Origin of the sequence: Hymenobacter edaphi (assembly GCF_003258365.1) — a bacterium.
Taxonomy (GTDB): Bacteria; Bacteroidota; Bacteroidia; order Cytophagales; family Hymenobacteraceae; genus Solirubrum; species Solirubrum edaphi.
Map to the genome: position 1 here is coordinate 1381790 of NZ_QHKM01000001.1, position 22526 is coordinate 1404315.

The following is a 22526-nucleotide window of genomic DNA, read 5'->3' on the forward strand; positions in this document are numbered from 1 at the left end:
TGCAAAGCCTCGCCGGACATCCGGCGAGGCTTTTTTGTGGGCCGGAGCCCACAGCGGGCCGGCCACGGACCGGATACCCCCATTTGCGGTACACCGAAAAATTGGCATTGACTTTCGCGGCGAGGAAGTTTGCGGCATCGGAGGCGGGCCGCAGCTGCTCGGCACCGGCCACGCACTTCTTCTCCACCTGTATGCAACGACTTTTACGATTCGCGTTTCCGCTGGCCGCGGCCCTGGGCTTGAGCTTCGCCGCGCTGGCCCAGACCGCGCCGGCCTCGGTGGGCATCGGCACGGCCGCGCCCGATGCCTCGGCCGTGCTGGACCTGACGTCGGTAACCCAGGGCCTGCTGGCCCCGCGCATGACGGCCAGCCAGCGCGCCGGTATCCAGGCGCCGGCCCCCGGGCTGCTGGTGTACCAGACCGACGGCCTGCAGATGGGCTTCTGGTACTACACCGGCGCGGCCTGGACCTACCTCAACCCCACCCCGGCCGGCGACAACCTGGGCAGCCACACCGCCACCCAGAACATGAACCTGGCCGATAAGCTGCTCGTGGGCAACGGCGGCACCCAGGGCCTGCGCCTCAGCAGCACGGGGCAGGCGGGCCTCGGCGGGGCGACGCCGGCCAACTGGCTGGACATCCAGGGGGCGGGGCGCACGGGGACGCACCCCAGCGGCCGGCCGCTGTACGTGACCGGGGACTTCGACCAGGCGGCAAACGGGGTGGAGTTCCGGCACTCCAACGCCACCCAGGGCGTGGGCATCGGCTACAACTCGCTCTACGCCGCCGGCACCAACACCGACCAGAACCTGAACCTGCTGCCCAAGGGCGCGGGCAGCATGGGCATCGGCACCGTGAGCCCGGCGGCTTCGGCGCTGGTGGACATGACCTCCACCACCAAGGGTTTTCTGCCGCCGCGCCTGACCTCGGCCCAGCGCGACGCCATCCAGAGCCCGGCGGCGGGGTTGACCGTCTTTAACCTCGAAACCCAGAAGCTGAACACCTATAACGCCGTGACGGGCCGGTGGACCGACGCGGTACAGAGCGTGACGCCGGGCACCACGGGCAACGCGACGTTCAACTACACCGGCGGCACCCAAACCTGGACCGTGCCCGCGGGCGTGACCAGCCTGCAAGTGGACATGGCCGGGGCGCAGGGCCGCTACTTTGTGCCGCGCTGCGGCAACTGCGCCGCCCCCGGCCTCGGCGGGCGGGTGCAGGCCACCTTGGCCGTGCAGCCCGGCCAGGTGCTCACCATTGAGGTGGGCGGGGCCGTGGTGAACGGCAGCGGCTGGCTGGCCGGCGGCTACAACGGCGGCGGCAGCGGTTCCTACCCCGGCGGCGGCGCCACCGACATCCGCATCGGCGGCACGGCCCTGACCAACCGGGTGCTGGTGGCCGGCGGCGGCGGCGGTGGCTTCAGCACCACCGGCCCCGGCGGGGCGGGCGGCGGCCTGACGGGCGGCAGCGCCGGCAACGCCACCGGCGGCAGCCAATCGGCCGGCGGCCAGCGGGCGGGCAACCCGGCCCAGTATTGCTATTGCACCTCCACCCCGGCCGACCTGGGCGTCGGCGGGGGCACCACGAGCACCCCGTGGGCCACGGCGGGCGGCGGCGGCGGCTACTACGGCGGCGGCGCCAGCCACTCCGACTACAGCGGCGGCGGCGGCGGCTCGTCGTACGCCGACCCCGGGCTGACCAGCAACGTGACGCACACCCAGGGCGCCCGCGGCGGCTCGGGCTTCGTCACTTTCAGCTTCAACGTGGGCCCCGAAGCGCCTTACCTCAGCCTCAGCAACGCCACTACTTCGCAGGCGGCGGGCAGCGTTATCTACAGCGACGGCGCGAAGCTGGCCGGCAACGCCGGGCAGCTGTATTGGGACGCGGTCGGCACCCGCCTGGGCATCGGCACGGGCAGCCCGCAGGCCAAGCTGCACGTGGCCGGCGAGGCCCGTATCAGCGGCCTGGCCGGCGGCGGCGCCCGCATGGTAACCACCGACAACAACGGCCAGCTCGCCGCCCAGCCCCTGCCGACGGACGCGCAGGCGCTGACGCTGAGCGGCCAGCAGCTGAGCATCAGCGGGGGCAACGCGGTGACGCTGCCCAACGGCGCGGATAACCTAGGCAACCACGCGGCGACGCAGAACCTGAACCTGGCCGGCAACAAGCTGGTCAACGGCGGCTCGGAGGGCCTGGGCGTGACCGGCACCGGCGGGCTGCTCGTGCCGGCCGGGGTGATTCAGCGCGGCGGGCCGGCCATTACGGCCACCTCCGACCTGGGCCTGTACTCGCGCCTGAACGGCAACTTCCTGCGCCTGGTCACCAACAACGCCCCCATCCGCTTTTACGCCGACGACGACGCGGGCACCACCGCCAACGTGAGCTTCGAGAGCAACGGCCACGTGGGCATCGGCACCGGCAACAACACGCCCGCCAACCGGCTCGACGTGCAAACCACCGCCGGGCGTTCCGGTAGCCACGCCTCGGGCCGGCCGCTGTACGTGACGGGCGACTTCGACCAGGCCGCCGGCGGCTCGGAGTTCCGGCACTACAACGGCACGCAGGGCGTGGGCATCGGCTACAACTCCCTCTACGCGGCCGGCTCCAACGCCGACCAGCCCCTGAACCTGATGCCCAAGGGCTCGGGCGGCGTGGGCATCGGCACCACCAGCCCCGCAGCCCTGCTCGACGTAAACGGCAGCCAGCTGGTGCGCGGCAGCCTGAGCTTCGGGGCCGCTACCCGGCAGATGATCAACCTCTGGAACCAGGATTATGGCATCGGCATCCAGGGCGGCACGCAGTACTTCCGCACCGGCGAAGCCTTTGCCTGGTACGCCGGCGGCAGCCACCACGACACGCAGTTCAACGCCGGCGGGGGCTCGACCCAGATGGTGCTGAAAAACAGCTTCCTGGGCATTGGGGCCGGTTACAGCAACAACTCCGGCCCGAGCGGACCGCTGGAAATCCGCCGCGACAACGCCAGCCCTTACCTCGTGATGCACGACCCGAACGACGCCTGGTTTTCGTTTGGCATGGACTTCAACGACGGCCGAAAAATCAAAATATCGGAGGGCAACGGCTTCGGCAGCACCAACTACATGACCTTCAGCGGCACGAACGTGGGCATCGGCACGACCAACCCCAGCTTCCCGCTGGACGTGCAGGGCACCGTGACGCCGGGCAACTACGCCTACGGCTGGTTTAACGGCAGCGGCGCCACCGGCTACTCGGGCAGCAACACCGGTCCGGTGAGTATCCGCGCCGCCGGCCGGGTGGTGGCCACCGAATTCAACGCCACTTCCGACCGCCGCCTCAAAACCGTCATCGGCCTCTCCGACAACGCCGCCGACCTGGCCCTGCTGAATCAGTTGCGCATCACCGACTACACCCTGCGCGACCGGGTGCAGTACGGCCCGCGCCGCTTCAAGAAAGTCATTGCCCAGGAAGTCGAGCAGGTCTTCCCGCAGGCCGTCACCCAGCACAGCGGCTTTCTGCCCGACATCTACGCCCAGGCCGCCCGGGCCACCCTGCTGCCCGGCGACTCGCTGCTGCAGCTGACGCTGCCCGCCGCCCCGGCCACGGCCCCCAAAGCCGGCCAGCGCGTGAAGCTCATCACCCAGACCGGCGAAGTCACGGCCACTGTAAAAGCCATCAACGGGCCCCAGCTCGTGTTGCGCGGCGCCCGGCAGCTGGCGGGCCAGCAGGTGTTCGTCTTCGGCCTGGAGCACCCGGACGTGCGCGCCGTCGACTACGAGGCCCTCTCGATGCTCAACGTGTCGGCCACCCAGGAGCTGGCCCGCAAGGTGGCCGACCTCGAAAAGCAGAACGCCCAGCTGCGCCAGCAAAACCAGGCCCAGGGCAGCCGCCTCGACCAGCAGCAGGCCTCGCTGCAAACCCAGGCCTCGCAGACGGCCGCGCTGGCCCAGCGCCTGAAAGCCCTGGAGAACCACCTGCTCGGCGCCCAGGCCCAGGCCCACTAATACCCGCTCAGCGGCGTTTTCCGGCGGCTGCCCCGGCTTCGGCCGGTGCGGCCGCTGTGTTTTTCCGGCGGCTCCCGGCTGCTTTGGCCGCTTCCGCCCTACCTTTCACTTATGTTGCCAATGCTCGGCTTCCTGTTGCGCCGGTTGGGCGCGGGGCGCGGCCGCCTGCTGCGGGTGGCCGGCCTGGGCCTGTGGCTGGGGCTGCTGGCCCCGCCGGCCCGTGCGCAGTACATCAGCCCGGCGCAGACCGACAGCCTGCGCCAGCTGCGGCGCTGGCCCCGGGCCACGCAGCACCGCCTGGCCCGGCTGCGCGCCTCCCGCCGCAGCGGCCCGGTGGCCCAGGCGCTGCTGCGCCGCCCCGAGCTGCCCCCGCCCCTGCGCGTCGATTTGCTGCTGCACCTGGCCGACTACTCCTTCCTGATGAACCGGCCCAGCAGCGTGGTGGTGCAGCTGCTCGAAGCCCGGCAGCTGGCCCTGGCCACCCCCGATTCGGCCCGCTGGAGCCGGCCCGCGGCGGGCCTGAGCTACGCCTACTCGCTGCTGCAGCAGCCCGAGCGGGCGCTGTTTTTCGGCCGCGAAGCCGTGCGCACCGCCGGTGGCCCCGACCGCCTGCACCTGCAGCTGCGCGCCTACGGCATGCTGGCCATTGCCGCCGAACAGGCCCGCGACTACACCCTGGCGCTGCGCTGCCACCGGCAGGTGCTGCGGCGCGCCCAGCTGCGCCGCGACTCGGTCAACGAGGCCATTTGCCGCAGCAACATCGTGCTGAACTACCTTCACCAGCAGCGCCTGCCCGAAGCGGCCCGGGAGCTGGACACCGTGCGGGCCCTCAGCCACGTGCTCGACGCGCCCGAGCGCGAGGGCATTCCGCTGCTCACCGGCATGCTGGCCCAGCGCCAGGGCCGCCACCAGGCTGCCGTGCAGGCGCTGCTGCCCACGCTGCGCGCCGCCCGCCGCTCCCACACCCAGTACCACGAGCTGGAGGTGCTGCGGGCGCTGATACCGGCCCTCTCGGGCCTGGGCCGCTACCGCGAAGCCCTGCAGCATCAGCAGCGCCTGACCGAGCTGCAGGACAGCCTGCACGAGGAGCGCACCCTGCGCCAGGGCCAGGAGCTGCAGACCCTCTACGAAACCGAGCGGCGCGAGCGGGAGCTGGCCCGCCAGCGCCAGCGCATCAGCTCGCTGCACGCCCGCGACCAGCAGCGCGAAGCCGAGCTGGACCGCCGCACCTTCCTGTTCGTGGCCGTGCTGGTGGGCGGTGGGCTGCTGCTGATCCTGGCCCTGGTGCGCCAGCGCGCCCGGCACCTGCTCAACTCCACGGCCGCCGCCCTGCGCATGCGCACCCGCATTGCCGCCGACCTGCACGACGAAGTGGGCACCCTGCTGACCCGGGTGAACCTGCAGGCCGAGCTGCTGCGCCAGACCCAGCCCCAGGCCGACGCGGCCCTGGAACGCCTGCTCGCCAACTCGCGCCACGCCGCCAGCACCATGCGCGACATCGTCTGGGGCATCGACGCCGAGGCCGATACGGTGGGCGCCCTGCTCGACCGCATGCGCGACCACCTCGACCAAACCGCCCCGCCCGCCGGGCTGGCCACCGAGCTGCACGTGCACGGCCTGCGCGACGAGGAATACCTGCCGCCCGAGCTACGCCAGCACCTGTACCTGATTTTCAAGGAGGCCGTCAGCAACGCCGCCCGCCACGCCCGCGGCGCCACCGAGCTGCGCGTCGGCCTGGAGCGCCTCGAGGGGCACCTGCGCCTGCGCGTGGCCGACGACGGGGCGGCCCCGGCCGTGCCCAGCGGCCGCAGCGGCCTGGGCCTGCGCAGCATGCAGCAGCGCGCCACCGCCCTGCGCGGCACGCTTAGCACCGGCCCCGGCCCCGAGCGGGGTTTCCTGGTGGAGCTGCTCGTGCCCCACTAAGCCGGGCCGGCCCGCCGTTTCGCCCCGCCGATTTCACCATTTCCGCAATTCCCCGTATCATGCGGGCAGCCCGCGACGTTAGGTGCCCTGTTGCCGCCCCGTCGCTCCTGCCGCGTACTGCATGTCCCAAAGCATTATTCACCGAATCCTGCGGCCCCTGCTGCTCTGGCGCCTGCGCCACGTCAGCGACCGGGTGTACCTGATTCTGGTGAGCGTGCTGGTGGGCGCCTTGGCGGGCCTGGCGGCGGTGCTGCTCAAAAATGCGGTGCACTGGGGCCAGGAGCTGCTCTACGGCTGGATTCCGGAGCAAAACCGGGTCTTCGCCCTCTTTCTCTACCCCATCATCGGCATCGGCCTGACGGTGCTCTTCGCCCGCTACGTGCTGCACGGCAACCTCGGCCGCGGCATCGGGCCCATTATCTACTCGGTGGCCCGGCAGAGCAGCATCGTGCCGCGCTCCAAGCTGTACTCGCAGTGGGTCAGCTCCCTGCTCACCGTCACCTTCGGCGGCTCGGCCGGTCTGGAAGCCCCGATTTCCGTCACCGGCTCGGCCATCGGCTCCAACGTGGCCCGCATTCTGCGCGTGAGCCGGCGCGAGCGGCGCCTGCTGGTGGGCTGCGGGGCGGCGGCGGGCGTGGCGGCCATCTTCAACTCGCCCATTGCGGGCGTGCTGTTCGCGGTGGAAGTGGTGCTGAGCGAGCTGTCGGCCCCGTTTTTCATTCCGCTGCTGATTTCCTCGGCCACGGCCACGGTGGTGTCCAAGCTGCTGTTTTCGGGCCAGCCCTTCGTGCTCATCACCACCCGCTGGGACGTCGACACCATCCCGTTTTACATCGTGCTGGGGTTGTGCGCGGCCCTGATGTCGGTGTACATGATCCGGGTGTACTTCGCCGCCGACAAGGTGTTTGAGCGGTGGAAGGGCACGTTTCGCAAGGTGGTGCTGGGCGGCGTGGGGCTGGGCGTGCTGGTGTTCGTGTTTCCGCCGCTCTACGGCGAGGGCTACAACATCGTGCAGGCCCTGCTCAGCGGCGAGCCGCGCCACCTGCTCGACGCGAGCATCTTCTCGGTGTACCGCGACGAGAACGTGTGGATTCTGCTCACCGTGGCCCTGTGCACCATGCTGCTGAAGGTGCTGGCTACCTGCATCACCATCGGGGCCGGCGGCAACGGGGGCATGTTCGGCTCCTCGCTGTTTTCGGGGGCGCTGCTGGGCTTTTTCATCGCCCGGCTCATCAATATCAGCGGCTGGTTTGTGGTGCCGGAGGTGCACTTCGTGGTGCTGGGCATGGCCGGGGTGCTGGCCGGGGTGGTGCACGCCCCGCTCACGGCCATCTTCCTCATTGCCGAAATTACCGGCGGCTACGCCCTGTTCGTGCCCCTGATGGTGGTGACGAGCTGCTCCTACCTCATCACGCGCTACTTCGAGCCCTACTCGGTGTACACGCGCAAGCTGGTGCAGCGCGGCGTGTACGTGCACCAGGACCGTGACCGGGGCCTGTTGGCCCAGCTCGACCTCTCCCGCCTGGTCGAAACCGACTTCGAGCCGGTGCAGCCCGAGGCCACCCTGGGCGAGCTGGTCGACATCTTTCGTCACGCCACCCGCAACCTCTTCCCGGTGGTCGACGACGACGGGGCCCTGGTCGGCATCATTTCGCTGGATCAGGTGCGCGACGCCCTTTTTGACGAGGAGCACTACACCACCACCCGCGTGCGCGACCTGATGACCGAGCCCCCGGCCACCGTCAACGTCGACGATACCTTGCTGGACACCTTGCGCTGCATGGAACAGCTGAACGTGTGGTCGTTGCCGGTGCTCAAAAACGGTCGTTACGTGGGCTTCCTGCTGAAATCGGCCATCCTGGCCAGCTACCGCAAGCAGCTTATCAAGGAAAGCGAGTAAGCCGGCTGGGCGCGCTGAAGTCTGATTGAACCGGCTGCCGCCAGCGCCAAAACCGGCCAAGCGGGTGCTGAACAGGCCCCGTCCCCGTCCCACCCACCGCCCGGCAAGGTCCGATCAGCTGCATTTATGACTGGCCTGGCAGCCGCGGAATAGGTTTATTGAGCCGTTGGTCAGCCCTTCCCCGTTGCCCTATGCTGTTGCTCGCGCCCGTTGAGGCCCCGCCCGCCGCCCCGTCCTTACCCCGCTGGAGCCTGGAGGTTGGGGGCTTGTATCAGCGCTATGCCCGGTTCGAGACGCCGTGGGGACGCGGGCGGCAGTCGGTGTTTTCCGTGCTGCCGGTGCACCTGCGCCTGGGCGTGCGCCTGAACGATGGCAACACCCTGTACCTGGGCTTGCAGTACCGGCATCGACGGACGCCCACGACGCTGCTGACAACCTACCCCGAACTGCCACGCTACTACTACTGGCAGACGACCCGGGAGGTAACCACCGTGGCCGTCCCGTTTGCCGTCGGCCTCCCCATTGCCTCCACCCGGCTGGCGCCTACTGCGTGGCGGGTGGAATTTCGGGCGGGCGTCACCCTGCTTGCGGCCCGGTACCGCCTGCGGGAGTATTCCACCACGACGAACAGACCCGAGCCGTACGAGCAGCACGCGGAAACCCCGGAATCCTCGGCCGATGTGACTTTCACCGCCGGTGGCCGAGTCGGCTACGGGCTGGGCAAGCACCTGGAGCTGACCGCTGACGGCGGCGCCAGCTTCTCGCCGCTGATCTTGCTGACCGTTGCGTTCGGGGCCGAAACGTCGCCTTTCGGCGGCGGCGGGTCCCTGGGTCTGACCTACCGATTCTGAGACGGGCGGCGGCGCAGCCAGCCATCCAACGCCCAGCCCAGCAGCACGCCCCCGGCGTAACACGCCAGATCAGACCACAGAAACCCGCGGCCCAGCACCAGCGCGCCCGGCGTGGTGCCCCGCAGTGCGTTCAGCCACGGCGCCTGCCACAGCTGGCTCAGCTCAATAACGAGGGCAAACGCGCTGGCTACCGCCGCTCGCCGCCGGGCCGGCCACGTCGGACGCAGCCCGCTCACCAGCCCGAACACCAGCAGGGCCCACAGCACGTCGCCGGCGTACAGGCCCACCCAGGCGGGCAGCCCCGCCCGAAACCGCCGCGACGCCAGCCCCAGCCCGAGCACCAGCCCCGAGAGGGCCGCGTAGCGGAGGCGGACGGCGCAGGCAGCGGGACGGACAAGCATGGTTTCTGAATCGATGGAAAACGCACCCGCCGCCCGCCCGGCGGCCGTTTGCATCGGCGGCGGGCCTGACGACCACGCGCGAAGCGGCTTCGGTAGTGGCACCGGCGGTTTTTAATAAACTTTGCATTACAAAGTTCTTTGATAACTTTGAATCACCAAACTTTCCTGGCTCCTTTTTCTGTTAGCTGCCATATGGATTACTTCGTCGCGCCGCACTCCATCGTGCGCACCATCTGGGGCAAGGCCGATACGGTCCTGTTCATTTTCGCCGGGGCCGCGGCCGAATTTGCCCTGAACAAAGCCGTCGATTGGCTGTACTTCACCGGGCGGCTGCCCGCCGACCCGCTGGGCCGGCTGTTTTCCACGGTCGAGTACGCCCGGCAGATCGTGTTTGCCGAGCGCGCCGGGGCCGAGCGCGCCATCGACACCATTGCCCACATTCACCGCGCGGTGGAAGCCAAGCGCGGCGCCCGCATCCCCGACTGGGCCTACCGCGACGTCCTGTTTATGCTCATCGATTACTCCATCCGGGCCTACGAGGCGCTGGAACGCCCCCTGACCCCGGCCGAGCAGGCCGAGGTGTTCGACGTGTTCGGGCGCGTGGGCCGGCGCATGGGCGTGCCCGACCTGCCCGCCACCCACGCCGAGTGGCAGCGCCAGCGGCAGCAGCACCTGGCCGCCGACCTGGCTCCCAGCCGCTACACCACCGACCTGTACCGCCAGTACCGCCGCCACCTCGGGCCGGTGCGCTACGCCCTGCTGCGGCAGGCCCAGGGGCTGGTGGTGCCGCCGCTGGTGCGCGCGCAGCTGGGCCTGGGCGCCGGCCACGCGCTGCGGCCGGTCATCGGCGTGTACCGCCGGGTGCAGCACCTGGCCCCGAGCCGCTGGGCCCGCACCAGCCTGCTGCCGGCCGCGTTTCGGGCCCAAATTGCGGCCCTCGATGTGCCATCCGTTCACTTCGTGCATCAATAGGCGGGGCGGCCCGAACTCCGGCCCGCCCCGTGCGTACGATTTTTGCGGGGGGCGGCGTAGGAATGTCGCCCTATCCTGCGTTCCTTTCCTGTTCTTACCCCCTGCAGTGCTTATGGAATCTTCCTTACTCCGCTATCTGCTGCGGCCCGCCCTGATGCCCCTGCTCCTGGCGCTGTGCCTGCTGGCCCTGCCCGGCCGGGCCAGCCACATCCGCGCCGGCGATATTCAGGCCAAGCCCGACACCACCCCGGCCCGTAACCCGTTGCGCATCTTCTTCAAGATGGTGACTTACACGGACTCCAATTCGCCGGCCGACACGCCCAGCCAGCAGTCGAGCAACGAGGCCACCATCTTCTTCGGCGACGGCACCAGCCTGGTGGCCGTGCGCCTGCCCCCGGTGCAGCTGGCCAACAACGTGCGCCGCAGCGTGTACTACTTCGAGCACACCTACAACGCGGCCGGCCTCTACGTGGTCAGCCACATCGGCGAGCTGCGGGCCACCGGGATTCGCAACGTGCCGCAGTCGGAAAACCGCAGCTTCTACATTCACACCCAAGTCAACATCAACCCCATTATCGGCATCAACCACTCGCCGGAGCTCAACGCCCCGGCCGTGGACCGGGCCGCCAGCGGGCAGGTGTACCTGCACAACCCCGCCGCCTCCGACGCGGACGGCGACTCGCTGGTGTACCGCCTGCGCGTGTGCCAGTACGAGCCGCGCACGGTGGCCTCCATCGTCTCGACCGACAATACCCCGCGGCCGGTGGACATTCCCGGCTACACCTTCCCGAACGTGTCGAGCGGGGGCAACCAGGTGCCTTACTCCGGGCCGCCGGTGAGCGGCAACGGCCCCTCCATCCTGGAAATGGACGTGCGCACCGGCCAGATGGTGTGGAATGCGCCCAACCTGACCGGCGACTACAACGTGGCCTTCGTGGTGGAGGAGTGGCGGCGCGACGCGTTCGGGGGCCGGCGCAAGATCGGGGAAGTGGTGCGCGACATGCAGATAACGGTGTTTGCCAGCAGCAACCGGCGCCCGGTCATCACCGTGCCGCGCGACACCTGCGTGGTGGCCGGCACCACCATTACGCGCACAGTCACGGCCACCGACCCGGACGACAACTTGCTGCGCCTCTCGGCCTACGGCGGCATGCTGCCCGCGCCGGCCAGCTTCCAGCAGATTGTCAACATCGCGGGCCGGGCGGTGGGCCGCTTCAGCTGGGCCACCAGCTGCGCGGACGTGGCCTCGGACCCGCAGCTGGTCGTGTTCAAGGTGGAGGACGTGCCCGCCTCGGGTCAGACGCTCATCGACGAGCGGCCCTGGCGCATCACCGTGGTGGGCCCGCCGCCGACGGGCCTGCGCGCCGTGGCCGCCGGCACCGCGGCCACGCTGACCTGGGACCGGTACGTGTGCCAGAACGCGACGCGCATCCTGATCTACCGCAAGGAAAACCAGTCGGGCTGGAGCCCGGGCAGCTGCGAGGCGGGCATCCCGGCCAGCGCGGGCTACACCCTGGTGGGGGAAGTGGCGGCCAACCTGCAGACCTATACCGACACCAACGGCGGGCGCGGGCTGGAGCGGGGCAAAACCTACTGCTACCGCATCTACGCCGAGTTTCCGCGCCCCGCGGGCGGGGCCAGCATTGCCTCCCAGGAAGCCTGCGTGCCGTTTGACGGCCGGGCCATGCTCTTCACCAACGTGACGGTGGAGCGCACCGACGCGGCCACCGGCCAGATCGGGGTGCGGTGGACGGCCCCGGCTCCGGCCGCCAATTTCGCCGCCCCGCTGGGCTACCGCCTCTACCGCGCCGAGGACCAGGGCTCCAACTACACGCTGGTACGCACGGCCACCAGCCTGACGGACACCACCCACACCGACACCAACCTGAACACCCGTGACCGGGCCTACACCTACCGCCTGGAGTTCTTCCGCGCCACGCCCGAGGTCGTGGAGCCCGCCGGGCCGGCCAGCTCCGTGCGCCTGACGGCCACGCCCAACCCGGGCGTGGTGCCCACCATCGGCGTCACCTGGGCGTACAACGTGCCGTGGAACAACAGCGGCAACGTGACGCGCGTCTACCGCAAAAACCCGGGCAGCGCCACATTCACCCTGATCAGCAGCACGGCCGCCGGCACCCGCACCGAGGGCTCGTACCTCGACAACGACCCGGCCCTGCGCCTGAACCAGACCTACTGCTACTACGTGGAAACCGTGGGCCGCTACGACTCGCCGCGCCAGCCGCAGAACCTCGTCAACCGCAGCCAGGAGCTGTGCGTGCTGCTGGCCCCGCGCCCCTGCCGCCCGGTGCTCAGCCTGCAGGGCCCCGACTGCGACCGGCTGGCCGAGCTGGCCCGGCAGTTTCCCTCGCCCCTGCCTCGCCCGCTCACCTTCACCAATAACCTGAGCTGGACACTGAGCAACCAGCCCGCCGGCTGCTCGCCCGACATCGTGGAGTACCGCGTGCTCTACAGCCCCGTCTGCGACAGTGCGGCCTTCCAGGAAATCGGCCGCGTGCCCGGCTCCTCCACCACGACCACGTTCACCTTCGCCCACACCAACCTGACCTCGGCGGCGGGCTGCTACCGCATTCTGGCCGTGGACGGGCAGGGCACCTCGGCCGCCAGCAACATCGTGACCAGCGACAACTGCCGCATCTTCGTGCTGCCCAACGTGTTTTCGCCCAACAACGACCAGCAAAACGACACCTTCCGCCCCATTTTCGCCAGCCCGGTAACGCAGGTCAACGTGAAAATCTTTAACCGCTGGGGCGCCCGCGTGTACGAAGGCAAGGCCAGCCAGGACCTGCGCCTCTGGGACGGCGGCGGCACCGGCACCCCCGACAGCGGCGGCCGCGACTCCGGCGCCAAAGCCACGGCCGGCACCTACTACTACCTGGTGGAAGTGGAGTTTGCCGACCAGGCCCGCACCCGCCAGACGTTCAAGGGCTGGGTGGAAGTCATCAGTCGCTAACCGCCTCTTCTGAACCACAAAAAACGCCCGGCCGCAGTCAGCGGCCGGGCGTTTTTTGTGGGCGGTGGGGAGTAACGGGCGCGGGCCGGCTCAGAGCAGCAGCACGTCGATGCGGTGGGCGTGCACCATGTTGTGCTTCGGCGACCAGGCAAACACCGTGAAGAAGCCGTCCTGCGAGGCCACCAGGGCCAGCGCGTCGCGCTGGTCGTGCACGAACTGGGCGGCGGCCAGGTGGCGGGTGCCCCCGTTCTGGGCCGGGTGCAGGCGGCGGGCCGCGCTGCCCACCACCGGCTCGGTTATCATCATCTCCTCCACGGCGGTGCTGCCCTTGGCCCGCGCCACCTTCGCCCCGAAGGCCAGCAGGTGGTAGTCCTGGGTGATAACCGTGGCCCCGTCGACGGAGGTGAAGCCGCCCACGATGCCGATGGCCCGGCGCAGGTCGCGGGGCCAGTCGGGGTCGTCGTGGCGCTGGGCCAGCACCTGGGCAATGGCCTCGTAGGCGGGCGTGACGGGGTACGACATGGGCTGCACGATGGAGTGCTGCCACTGCGCGGCCGCGGGCGGCACCACCAGCACCAGCCCGCCGCGGCCGTGGGCGCGCATCACGGCGGCCAGCTCCACCAGCACCTCGTCGGCCTCGTGGCCGGGCAGGCCGCTGCCGGGCAGAAAGCGGCGCAGGGCCTGGCAGTCGGCCACGCCGTGGTTTTCGGCATCGACCACCTGCAGCTGGTCGCCGCGCAGAATGGCCACGTTCACGAACTTACCGAAGCCGTCGACGCGCGGGTGCTTCACCACCAGCAGGCCCGGCTCGATGACTTCGAGCACGAAGCACAGCGGCGGCAGCTCCGTGACGGTGCCCCACACGTGCAGCCCGTCCTCGTCGGCCCACACGCCCAGGTGAATGCCGGGCTGCTCCACGGCCGGGGCCAGCTTGATCAGGCTTTGCGGGGTGAGGCGCTTGGGCTGCCCGAACACCAGCGGCTGCCGGGCCTGCCCGGGCGGCAGCAGGGCCAGGGTGATTTTGGGCGGATGGCCTTCCTCGCGCCGCAGGCTGGCCCAGAACGTAACGTCGATCAGGGCCTCAATGACGGCGCGCTCGGGCAGCGCGGCCAGCTGCAGCCGCTGCGGCGCGGTGGCCAGCAGGCGGTGGTCGGCAAAGTGCTGCGCGATGGTGGGCGCCGCCATGCGGGCGGCCAGGTAGGTAGGTTCGGAAAGCATGGCGGGGACGGGGGCGACTTGGAGCACGGGGCGCAACCTACGACGAGCAGGCGAGAAAGTGAGGGGCAGAATGCAACATCAACCGCCGGTGGCGCCGACTGTTTGCCGGCCGCGCCGGGCAGCCCGGCGCGGCCCCTTCCGCCCGCGGCCCGCGCCCGTTCAGCCCGGCTCCCCCGCGCTCAGCGTGAGCGTGATGACGGTGCCCACATCCGGGGCCGAGCGCAGCTGAATGCTGCCCTTGTGGAGCAGCATAATCTGCTTGCACAAGCTTAGGCCGATGCCGCTGCCGTTTTTCTTGGTGGTGAAAAACGGCACGAACACCTGCTCCTGAGTTTCGGCGTCCATGCCCGCGCCGTTGTCGGCCACGCTGAGCACGGTGCGGCCCGGCTCGGCGGCGCCCGTGAGCGTGATGCGTGGCGCGGCCCGGCCAGCCAGGGCATCGATGGCGTTGATAACCAGGTTGATCAGCACCTGCTCCAGCAGCACGCGGTCGGCCAGCAGGCGTAGCTGCGGGTCGGGCAGCACCACGTCCAGCCCGATGCCGCGCTCCTGCAGCCGGGGCAGCAGCAGGTGGTGCACGGTTTCGAACAGCTCGTACACCGGCAGGGGCTGGCGGTTGGGCGCGCTGATTTTGCTCAGGCTGCGGTAAGTGGTCGAAAACTGCAGCAGCCCGTCGCTGCGGCGCTTGATGGTTTCGATGCCCAGCTCCAGGTCTTCGCGCAGGTCGGGGTCGGCGGGGTCGGCGGCGTGCAGGCGCTGCTGCAGGGTGGCGGCCAGCGAGGCAATGGGGGCCACCGAGTTCATGATTTCGTGGGTGAGTACCCGCAGCAGCTTCTGCCAGGCGTCGGCCTCGGTTTCGTCGAGGGTGTCGCCCACGCTGTGCAGGGCCACCAGCTTGTACTGCCGGCCCTCGGTCTGAAACACGCTGGCGGCCACGAGCAGGCGCAGCACCCCGCTGCCCACGGCCACCGTGGCCACCTGCGCGGGCCCGGGCCGCAGCTCCGCCAGCTGGGCGGCCAGGGCGGGGTAGCGCCGGACCAGCCCGCTGAAGTGCTTCAGGTGCGGCAGGCGCAGCATTTCCTTCAGGGCCCCGTTCAGCCACCACACCGCCCCGGTGGCCGGCTCGTAGGACAGGATACCGGTCTGAATCAGCTCCAGGATGCTTTGCAGGTGCTGGTACTGGGTTTCCTTTTCCCGGCTGAGGCGGCGGAAAGCGGCGTTGATTTCCTGGAAGCCGGCGTGCAGCGCCTGCAGCTCGGGCCGGCCGCTGCGCCGCCCGTACTGCCGCGAAAAGTCGCCGTAGCGCACGGCGGCCGTGAAGTCCTGCAGCTCCTGCTGCAGCCGGGCCTGGCCGCGGTACAGGTCGGCCGCGGCCCAGAGCGCCGGCAGCAGCGCCAGCGCGGCCCCGCCCGGGCGCCCCAGCAGCAGCAGCCCGGCCGCGGCGCCCAGGGCCGCGGCCAGCAGCAGCACGGTGGCGGCCAGGCGGAAGCGAAAATCAGAGCGCATGCTTGTTGAGGCGGCGGTACAGGGCCGTGCGCGTGAGGCCCAGCTCCTGGGCCGCCCGGGTGATGTTGCCGCCGTGCTTCTCGATAACGCGCAGGATGGCGTTGCGCTCCACGGCGCTGAGCGTGAGGCCCTCGGCCGCGGCCGAAGCGGTGGACGCCGGCTCCAGCTGCGAGAACAGCAGGTCGTCGGGCTGCAGCTCGGCCGCGTCGGCCATGATGACGGCCCGCTCGATGGTGTACTGCAGCTCGCGCACGTTGCCGGGCCAGGCGTAGTGCTCCAGCTTGCGCAGGGCCGCCGGGCTGAGCGTGGGCGCGGGCCGGTGGTACTTGGCCGCGTACTGGGCCGCGAAGTGCCGGGCCAGCACGGCAACATCGGCCGGGCGGCTGCGCAGCGGGGGCACCAGCAGCTCCACGGTGTTGATGCGGTAGAGCAAATCCTTGCGGAAGCGCCGCTCGTCGGCCAGCTCGCTCAGCGGCACGTTGGTGGCGCAGATCAGCCGAATGTCCACCGGAATGGCCTGGTTGGAGCCCAGGCGCGTGACCTGCCGACTCTGCAAAGCGGTGAGCAGCTTGGCCTGCTGGGCCAGGCCCAGGTTGCCGATTTCATCCAGGAACAGGGTGCCGCCGTTGGCCGCCTCGAAGCGGCCGGCGCGGTCTTCGCGGGCGTCGGTAAAGGCGCCTTTGCGGTGGCCGAACAGCTCCGACTCAAACAACGAGGGCGTCAGCGCCCCGGCGTCGACTTTCACGAAGGGGCCGGCGGCGCGGCGCGAAGCCCGGTGCACGGCCTGGGCCACCAGGTCCTTGCCGGTGCCGTTTTCGCCCAGAATGAGCACGTTGGCGTCGGTGGGCGCGACTTTCTCCAGCGTGCGAAAAATCTGCTGCATGGCCGGGGACGAGCCCAATAAATCGGGGTCGGCGGGGGCCGCGGGGGCCGGCGCCGCCCCGGCGGGCCGCAGCGCGTCCTGAATGGTGGTGAGCAGCTTGTCGTTGTGCCAGGGCTTCACCACGAAGTCGGCGGCGCCTTCCTTGAGGGCGCGCACGGCCAGCTCGATGTCGGCGTAGGCCGTTATCATAATGACGGCCGCGGCGGAGCCCAGCTCCTTGATGCGCTTCAGCCAGAAAAAGCCCTCGTTGCCGGTGTTGACGGCGCTGTGGTAGTTCATGTCCAGCAGAATCACGTCGAACGAGCGGGCGGCCAGCAGGTTGGGCAGGGCCTCGGGGCGGCGCTCCACCGTCACCTCGCGCACCTGGGTCTTGAGCAGCAGCCGCACCGCCGTCAGGATGTCGGGGTCGTCGTCGAGCACGAGTACGGAAGCGGAGCGCAGGTTCATAGCGGAGCGGTAGTAAGAGCGGGAGCAGTGGCATGCCGGGGCGTTGTAGCGACGCGTATTGCGTCTTGCCGTCCGCATCACTTGGCGGTATGATCAAGAACGAGGCAATGCGTTCGAGCCTTCCGATTGAACGCCTGGGGCGGTAAACTCAACGAGGAGACGCGAGTACGCGTCGCTACGACGCCCCGACAACCCCAACAAAGCACGGCAATTTTCGAGGGCAAAATCAAGTCCCGCCGGAGCGGCTCCCGGCCAGTTTCGGCCGGGAGCTCCGCCCGCCGTCCGGACGACTGTATCAGCCCCGCACACTGATTGTATCAAAACCGAACACTGCCCGGAAACAGCTATTTAACAAGCTATTGAAAATAAGCCAATTGAATTTTCGGCACGGCGCTGGCAGCGCCCCAAGGGAAACCGGCTGAAAATATTTTCGGCCCGACGCAAAAAACTGCTGCCGCCGTGGACCGCGCTATTCCCCCCAAGAAATGGACAACCCGCAACGTGCTGCTGCTGGGCGGCCTGCCCCTGGCGGGGCTGCTGGCCGTGGGCGGCTACTACTACGGCGCCGGCCCCAGCCAGCTGAACGTGGACCCCGCGCGGCTGACGGTGAGCGAGGTGCGGCAGGGCAGCTTTCAGGAGTTTATCCCGGTGAGCGGGGTGGTATTGCCCGAAACCACCATCTACCTCGACGCGCTGGAAGGCGGGCGGGTGGAGGAAAAATACGTGGAGGACGGCGCCCTGATGAAGAAAGGCCAGCCCCTGCTGCGCCTCTCCAACGCCGACCTGGAGCTGAGCCTGGTGAACCAGGAAACGGCCGTGCTGAACTTGTTCACCCAGATGCAGATGTCGCGCAACGCGGCCCAGCAGAACACCAACGCCCGCCTCAACCAGCTGGCCGACGCCGACAACGCCTACCAGGAGGCCGAGCGGGTGTTCAAGCTCCAGAAAACGCTCTACGAGCAGAAGGTCATTGCCCTGCAGGACTTCCGGCAGGCCGAAAACGCCTACCACTACCAGACCCGCCGCCGCCGCCTGAGCCGCACCATGCTCCACCAGGACTCCGCGGCCACCCGCCAGGAAACCACCCAGGCCGCCCGCTCCTACGCCCGCATGCAAAACGCCCTGACCCTGATGCGCCGCAAAGTGGGCGACCTGGTGGTGCGCGCCCCCATCGACGGGCAGCTGACTTCGCTCGACGCCGAAATCGGGCAGAGCGTCAACAAGGGCGCCCGCCTGGGCCAGCTCGACGCGGTGACGGGCCACAAGGTGCGCGCCGACATCGACGAGCACTACATCTCGCGCATCTTCCCCGGCCTGCGCGGCGAGTGTACCGTGGCCGGCCGCGAGTATGCGCTGCAGATCCGCAAGGTGTATACCCAGGTGGCGCAGGGCCGCTTTCAGGTCGATATGATTTTTCCCGAGGCCGTGCCCAAGGCCATCCGCCGCGGCCAGTCGCTGCAGATTCGCCTGACCCTGGGCGACGAAACCCGGGCCCTGCTGCTGGCCAAGGGCGGCTTTTACCAGCAGACCGGCGGCACCTGGGTATACAAGCTCACCCCCGACGGCCGCCGCGCCTACCGCGCCGACGTGCGCCTGGGCCGCCAAAACCCCGACTACTACGAAGTGCTCGGCGGCCTGCAGCCCGGCGAGCGGGTCATCACCTCCGGCTACGACACCTACGGCACCATGCAGGAGCTGGTGCTCAGGCAGTAGCCCGGAGGCCTTCAGAACGGTCATCCTCACGAAGCAAGGCCCTGATTACTGAAGAACAACCTGGGCTGACCGGGCAAGGCCCTTGGCTCCGCCGGCCGCCGGCTCGCAATGCGCAGAATCATAGTCGAATAAACCCCAGCTCCCAAGGAACGCGCCGAAGCGGTGCTGCCCGGCAGTGACGCAGCCCCGAGTTGTGGTGAATGAGTGGCCCCGACCTTACCGGCCGCGCTGCTTCGCCGCTTTCCTTTTTTTTCCTTCTCTCTCAACCGCCACCTGACTCCGATGATCAAGATTACCAACCTGGAAAAAACCTACCGCACCGAGGACGTGGAAACCACGGTGCTGCACGAGCTGAACCTGCAGGTGCAGGAAGGCGAGTTCGTGGCTGTGATGGGCCCGTCGGGCTGCGGCAAATCCACCCTGCTCAACATCCTGGGCCTGCTCGACGACCCCGACGCGGGCTCCTTCGTCTTCGACGGCAAGGAAACCGTGGGCTACTCCGAGCGGCGCCGGGCCGAGCTGCGCAAGCACGCCATCGGCTTCGTGTTCCAGAGCTTCAACCTCATCGACGAGCTGACGGTGTACGAAAACGTGGAGCTGCCGCTGGTGTATACCGGCGTGCCCGCCGCCGAGCGGAAGCAGCGCGTGAAAGAAGTGCTCGACAAGATGCGCATCATGCACCGCCGCAACCACTACCCCCAGCAGCTCTCGGGCGGGCAGCAGCAGCGCGTGGCCGTGGCCCGCGCCGTGGTCAACCGCCCCCGCCTCATCCTGGCCGACGAGCCCACCGGCAACCTCGACTCCTCGAACGGCAACGAGGTGATGGACCTGCTTTCGGAGCTCAACGAGCAGGGCACCACCATCGTCATGGTCACCCACTCCGAGCACGACGCGCGCTACAGCCACCGCATCGTGCGCATGCTCGACGGGCAGACCGTGGCCGAGAACATCCTGACCTAGCCAGTACGGCGCCAACAGCACGTCCGGTCTCGCCAAGCCCGACAGGACGACCCACTAATTCCGCTGCTTTTTCCGCCCTGCCTTTCCGAGCTACCCGAAAACACGCTTCCCTCCTTCTCCAACCGCCATGCTCCGTCATTACCTCACCGTCACCGTGCGGAATCTGCTTAAGCACAAGCTGATAGCCGGCATCAACCTCTTCGGCCTGACCACGGGGCTGACTTGCTGCCTGCTGATTCTGGCTTACATCCTGCACGAAACCAGCTACGACCGCCGCGTGCCCGAGGCCGAGCGGATCTACCGCGTCACCCGCGACTTTTACAACCCCGACGGGGCCGCCACCCTGCAGCTGAGCGCGGTGGCGCCGGTGGTGGGCCCGCTGCTGAAAAACGACTTTCCGCAGATCGAGAAAATCACCCGGCTGCTCCTCTTCAGCCCGGTGGTGGTGCGCCACGCGGACCGCATCCTGACCGAGGACAGCCTGATGTTTTCCGAGCCGGCGTTTCTGGACATGTTCGCCGTGCGCATGCTCAGCGGCGACGCCCGCACGGCCCTTTCGGAGCCCAATTCGCTGATTCTGGAGCAGAGCGCGGCCCGCAAGTACTTCGGCGACCAGGACCCGATGAACCAGGAGCTGAAGCTGGACGGGCGCATTGCCTGCAAGGTCACCGGCGTGTACCAGGGCCTGCCCGAAAACAGCCACCTGCACCCGGCCGTGCTCGTGTCTTTCAGCACCCTGAACGACTCGACCGTGTACGGGGAGCGAAACCTGCGTACGAGCTGGAGCAACAACGCCTTTCACACCTACCTGCAGCTGCCCGCCGGCTACGACGCCCGCCAGCTCGAAGCCCAGTTTCCGGCCTTCCTCGACCGGCACCAGCCCCAGAACAAGCGCGCCACCGACTACGTGCGGCCCTCCAAGATGACCGCCCTGCAGCTGCAGCGCCTCACCGACGTGCACCTGCACTCCAACCGCGCCGACGAGCTGGAGCCCAACGGCGACGTGAACCGCGTGTACATCTTCGGCATCATCGCGCTGTTCGTGCTGCTGATTGCCTGCATCAACTACATGAACCTGAGCACTGCCCGGGCCGCCCTGCGGGCCAAGGAAGTGGGGGTGCGCAAGGTGGTGGGCGCGCAGCGCTCCGAAATCATCCTGCAGTTTCTGGGCGAGTCGGTGCTGATAACGGCCGTGGCCACGGGGCTGGCGGTGGGCTGCACGGTGCTGGCCCTGCCCTGGCTGAGCCGCCTGGCGGGCACGGCCCTGCCCCCGCAGTTGCTGTGGCAACCGGCGGTGCTGCTCGGGCTGCTGGTGCTGCCCTTGGTGGTGGGCGTGGTATCGGGGCTGTATCCGGCGCTGTTCATGTCCTCGTTCCAGCCCCAGCAGATTCTGAAGGGCTTCACCAAAATCAGCGGGGGCCTCGCGTTCCGGCGGGTGCTGGTGGTGGTGCAGTTCGTGGTGTCCATCGGGCTGCTGGTGAGCACCGCCGTGGTGGGCCTGCAGCTGCGCTACCTGCGGCAGGCCCCGCTGGGCTACGACCGGGCGCAGATTGTTACGCTGGCCTATCCGCTGCCCCTCAGGCCCCAGTACGAAGCCTTCGGCCAAGCCCTGCAGCAGCAAGCCGGCGTGCAGGCCCTGGCCCGCTCCTCGCGCATCCCGACGGGCCGCCTGCTCGACGCCAGCGACGCCGCGGCCGGCATCGGCGACTCGCTGCGGCCCACCTCGGCCAACGTGAAGTACCTCGGCATCGATGAGGGCTTTCTGCCCACCTACGGCATCAAGCTGGCCGCCGGGCGCAACTTCGACCCCAAGGCTTTCCCCACCGACACCCTGGGCTTTATCCTGAACGCCACCGCCGTGCGCATGATCGGCTGGAAGTCGCCGGCGGAAGCGGTGGGCCAGGCGTTTCGCTACGGCGGAGTGCTGGGCCGGGTGCTGGGCGTGACCCAGGACTACCACTTCGAGTCCCTGCACCAACCCATCGTGCCGATGGTGATGTTTCTGAGCTCGGCCACCTCCCGCTCGTCCTACAACTACGTGTCGGTGAAGCTGGCCGGGGGCAACGTCGCGGGTTCCTTGCAGCACCTGGAGCGCACCTGGAAGGAGTTTCTGCCCGACGAGCCCTTCACCTACACCTTCCTCGACGAGAGCTACGCCAAGCTCTACCAAGCCGAACTACGCCAGACCCTGCTCTTCAGCATCTTCGCCGGCATTGCCATCCTCATTGCCTGCCTGGGTTTATTCGGGCTATCGTCCTTCGCCATCACCCAGCGCGTGAAGGAAATCGGTATTCGCAAGGTGCTCGGGGCCAGCACCTCCACCATCGTCATGCTGCTCTCCAGCGACTTTATGAAGCTGGTGCTGGTGGCCGCGCTGCTGGCCTTTCCGCTCTCGTGGTACGTGATGCACCGCTGGCTGCAGGACTTCGCCTACCGCATCAATATGCCCTGGTGGGTGTTTCCGTTGGCCGGACTGGCCGCCGCCGGCGTCGCCCTGGCCACCATCGTGTCGCAGACGGTGAGCGTGGCCCGCGCCAACCCGGTTAAAAGCCTGCGCACGGAGTAGGCGGGCATCAGCTTTAGTTGCTGTTTTTACTTAAGAAAGGGTCGTCATCCTGAGCAGAGCGAACCGGAGGAAGGCGAAGCCAAGGAACTTCCTCCGAGCTAGCATCGCCGCTGAGGCCAACGAACAAGCGCTAATCCGCTGGAACAACAAAGCGCAGCCACCAACATCAAGGCGTTGGTGGCTGCGCTTTTCGCTTGTGCAGGGTCAGAGGAGGGTCCTTGGCTTCGCCTTCCTC

The 22526-nt window shown here is 68.7% G+C and carries 13 protein-coding genes; 9 read left to right on the forward strand and 4 right to left on the reverse strand.

Translation table 11 applies throughout. From position 1 onward, the window contains the following. The first annotated feature begins 191 nt into the window (after positions 1 to 191). The 4 genes from DLM85_RS05705 to DLM85_RS05720 all read left to right on the forward strand — a co-directional run bounded on the left by DLM85_RS05705 (position 192) and on the right by DLM85_RS05720 (position 8654). Positions 192 to 3980, forward strand: a complete 3789-nt coding sequence (locus tag DLM85_RS05705) for a glycine-rich protein (RefSeq protein WP_111477078.1) — start codon at positions 192 to 194, stop codon at positions 3978 to 3980. A gap of 111 nt (positions 3981 to 4091) precedes the next feature. After that, positions 4092 to 5903: a histidine kinase gene (locus DLM85_RS05710; protein ID WP_111477080.1), complete on the forward strand. Its 1812-nt coding sequence runs from the start codon at positions 4092 to 4094 to the stop codon at positions 5901 to 5903. A 121-nt stretch (positions 5904 to 6024) separates the two neighbouring features. Continuing rightward, positions 6025 to 7803, forward strand: coding sequence for a chloride channel protein (locus tag DLM85_RS05715; protein WP_111477081.1), 1779 nt, complete (start codon positions 6025 to 6027; stop codon positions 7801 to 7803). 191 nt (positions 7804 to 7994) lie between these two features. Next, on the forward strand, positions 7995 to 8654 hold the full coding sequence (locus DLM85_RS05720; RefSeq protein WP_133256925.1) for a hypothetical protein: 660 nt from the start codon (positions 7995 to 7997) through the stop codon (positions 8652 to 8654). Here DLM85_RS05720 and DLM85_RS05725 read toward each other — a convergent pair. Beyond that, positions 8642 to 9055 carry a ribosomal maturation YjgA family protein gene (locus DLM85_RS05725; protein ID WP_111477514.1) on the reverse strand — a complete coding sequence of 138 codons (414 nt, stop codon included), beginning with the start codon at positions 9053 to 9055 and terminating at the stop codon, positions 8642 to 8644. The genes DLM85_RS05720 and DLM85_RS05725 overlap by 13 nt on opposite strands. Before the next feature lie 192 nt (positions 9056 to 9247). Between DLM85_RS05725 and DLM85_RS05730 the strand changes: the two genes are divergently transcribed. Both DLM85_RS05730 and DLM85_RS05735 read left to right on the forward strand, forming a co-directional pair. Continuing rightward, positions 9248 to 10027, forward strand: coding sequence for an oxygenase MpaB family protein (locus tag DLM85_RS05730; RefSeq protein ID WP_111477084.1), 780 nt, complete (start codon positions 9248 to 9250; stop codon positions 10025 to 10027). Between the two features lie 112 nt (positions 10028 to 10139). Next, positions 10140 to 12998 carry a T9SS type B sorting domain-containing protein gene (locus tag DLM85_RS05735; protein WP_111477086.1) on the forward strand — a complete coding sequence of 953 codons (2859 nt, stop codon included), beginning with the start codon at positions 10140 to 10142 and terminating at the stop codon, positions 12996 to 12998. Between the two features lie 90 nt (positions 12999 to 13088). Here the strand turns inward: DLM85_RS05735 and DLM85_RS05740 are convergent, their stop codons facing one another. The 3 genes from DLM85_RS05740 to DLM85_RS05750 form a co-directional block, all read right to left on the reverse strand. Next, the gene (locus DLM85_RS05740; protein WP_111477087.1) at positions 13089 to 14216 is read right to left on the reverse strand and encodes a putative sensor domain DACNV-containing protein; all 1128 of its coding nucleotides are present in this window, start codon (positions 14214 to 14216) and stop codon (positions 13089 to 13091) included. Positions 14217 to 14375: 159 nt separating this feature from the next. Beyond that, entirely contained in the window at positions 14376 to 15722 is a 1347-nt protein-coding gene (locus DLM85_RS05745) for a sensor histidine kinase (protein WP_111477088.1), read from the reverse strand. Then, the gene (locus DLM85_RS05750; protein ID WP_111477089.1) at positions 15712 to 17052 is read right to left on the reverse strand and encodes a sigma-54-dependent transcriptional regulator; all 1341 of its coding nucleotides are present in this window, start codon (positions 17050 to 17052) and stop codon (positions 15712 to 15714) included. The genes DLM85_RS05745 and DLM85_RS05750 overlap by 11 nt, the downstream gene beginning before the upstream one ends. A gap of 459 nt (positions 17053 to 17511) precedes the next feature. Between DLM85_RS05750 and DLM85_RS05755 the strand changes: the two genes are divergently transcribed. The 3 genes from DLM85_RS05755 (at position 17512) to DLM85_RS05765 (ending at position 22291) form a co-directional block, all read left to right on the forward strand. Next, entirely contained in the window at positions 17512 to 18765 is a 1254-nt protein-coding gene (locus DLM85_RS05755) for an efflux RND transporter periplasmic adaptor subunit (protein WP_111477090.1), read from the forward strand. A gap of 282 nt (positions 18766 to 19047) precedes the next feature. After that, positions 19048 to 19725, forward strand: a complete 678-nt coding sequence (locus DLM85_RS05760) for an ABC transporter ATP-binding protein (protein WP_111477091.1) — start codon at positions 19048 to 19050, stop codon at positions 19723 to 19725. Positions 19726 to 19852: 127 nt separating this feature from the next. Further along, on the forward strand, positions 19853 to 22291 hold the full coding sequence (locus DLM85_RS05765) for an ABC transporter permease (RefSeq protein WP_111477092.1): 2439 nt from the start codon (positions 19853 to 19855) through the stop codon (positions 22289 to 22291). Positions 22292 to 22526 lie beyond the last annotated feature (235 nt).

Bases quoted from the DNA above. Each gene is read 5' to 3' on its own strand.
- DLM85_RS05705 (WP_111477078.1), top strand. From the start codon at position 192: ATGCAACGACTTTTACGATTCGCGTTTCCGCTGGCCGCGGCCCTGGGC.
- DLM85_RS05710 (WP_111477080.1), top strand. From the start codon at position 4,092: ATGTTGCCAATGCTCGGCTTCCTGTTGCGCCGGTTGGGCGCGGGGCGC.
- DLM85_RS05715 (WP_111477081.1), top strand. From the start codon at position 6,025: ATGTCCCAAAGCATTATTCACCGAATCCTGCGGCCCCTGCTGCTCTGG.
- DLM85_RS05720 (WP_133256925.1), top strand. From the start codon at position 7,995: ATGCTGTTGCTCGCGCCCGTTGAGGCCCCGCCCGCCGCCCCGTCCTTA.
- DLM85_RS05725 (WP_111477514.1), bottom strand. From the start codon at position 9,055: ATGCTTGTCCGTCCCGCTGCCTGCGCCGTCCGCCTCCGCTACGCGGCC.
- DLM85_RS05730 (WP_111477084.1), top strand. From the start codon at position 9,248: ATGGATTACTTCGTCGCGCCGCACTCCATCGTGCGCACCATCTGGGGC.
- DLM85_RS05735 (WP_111477086.1), top strand. From the start codon at position 10,140: ATGGAATCTTCCTTACTCCGCTATCTGCTGCGGCCCGCCCTGATGCCC.
- DLM85_RS05740 (WP_111477087.1), bottom strand. From the start codon at position 14,216: ATGCTTTCCGAACCTACCTACCTGGCCGCCCGCATGGCGGCGCCCACC.
- DLM85_RS05745 (WP_111477088.1), bottom strand. From the start codon at position 15,722: ATGCGCTCTGATTTTCGCTTCCGCCTGGCCGCCACCGTGCTGCTGCTG.
- DLM85_RS05750 (WP_111477089.1), bottom strand. From the start codon at position 17,052: ATGAACCTGCGCTCCGCTTCCGTACTCGTGCTCGACGACGACCCCGAC.
- DLM85_RS05760 (WP_111477091.1), top strand. From the start codon at position 19,048: ATGATCAAGATTACCAACCTGGAAAAAACCTACCGCACCGAGGACGTG.
- DLM85_RS05765 (WP_111477092.1), top strand. From the start codon at position 19,853: ATGCTCCGTCATTACCTCACCGTCACCGTGCGGAATCTGCTTAAGCAC.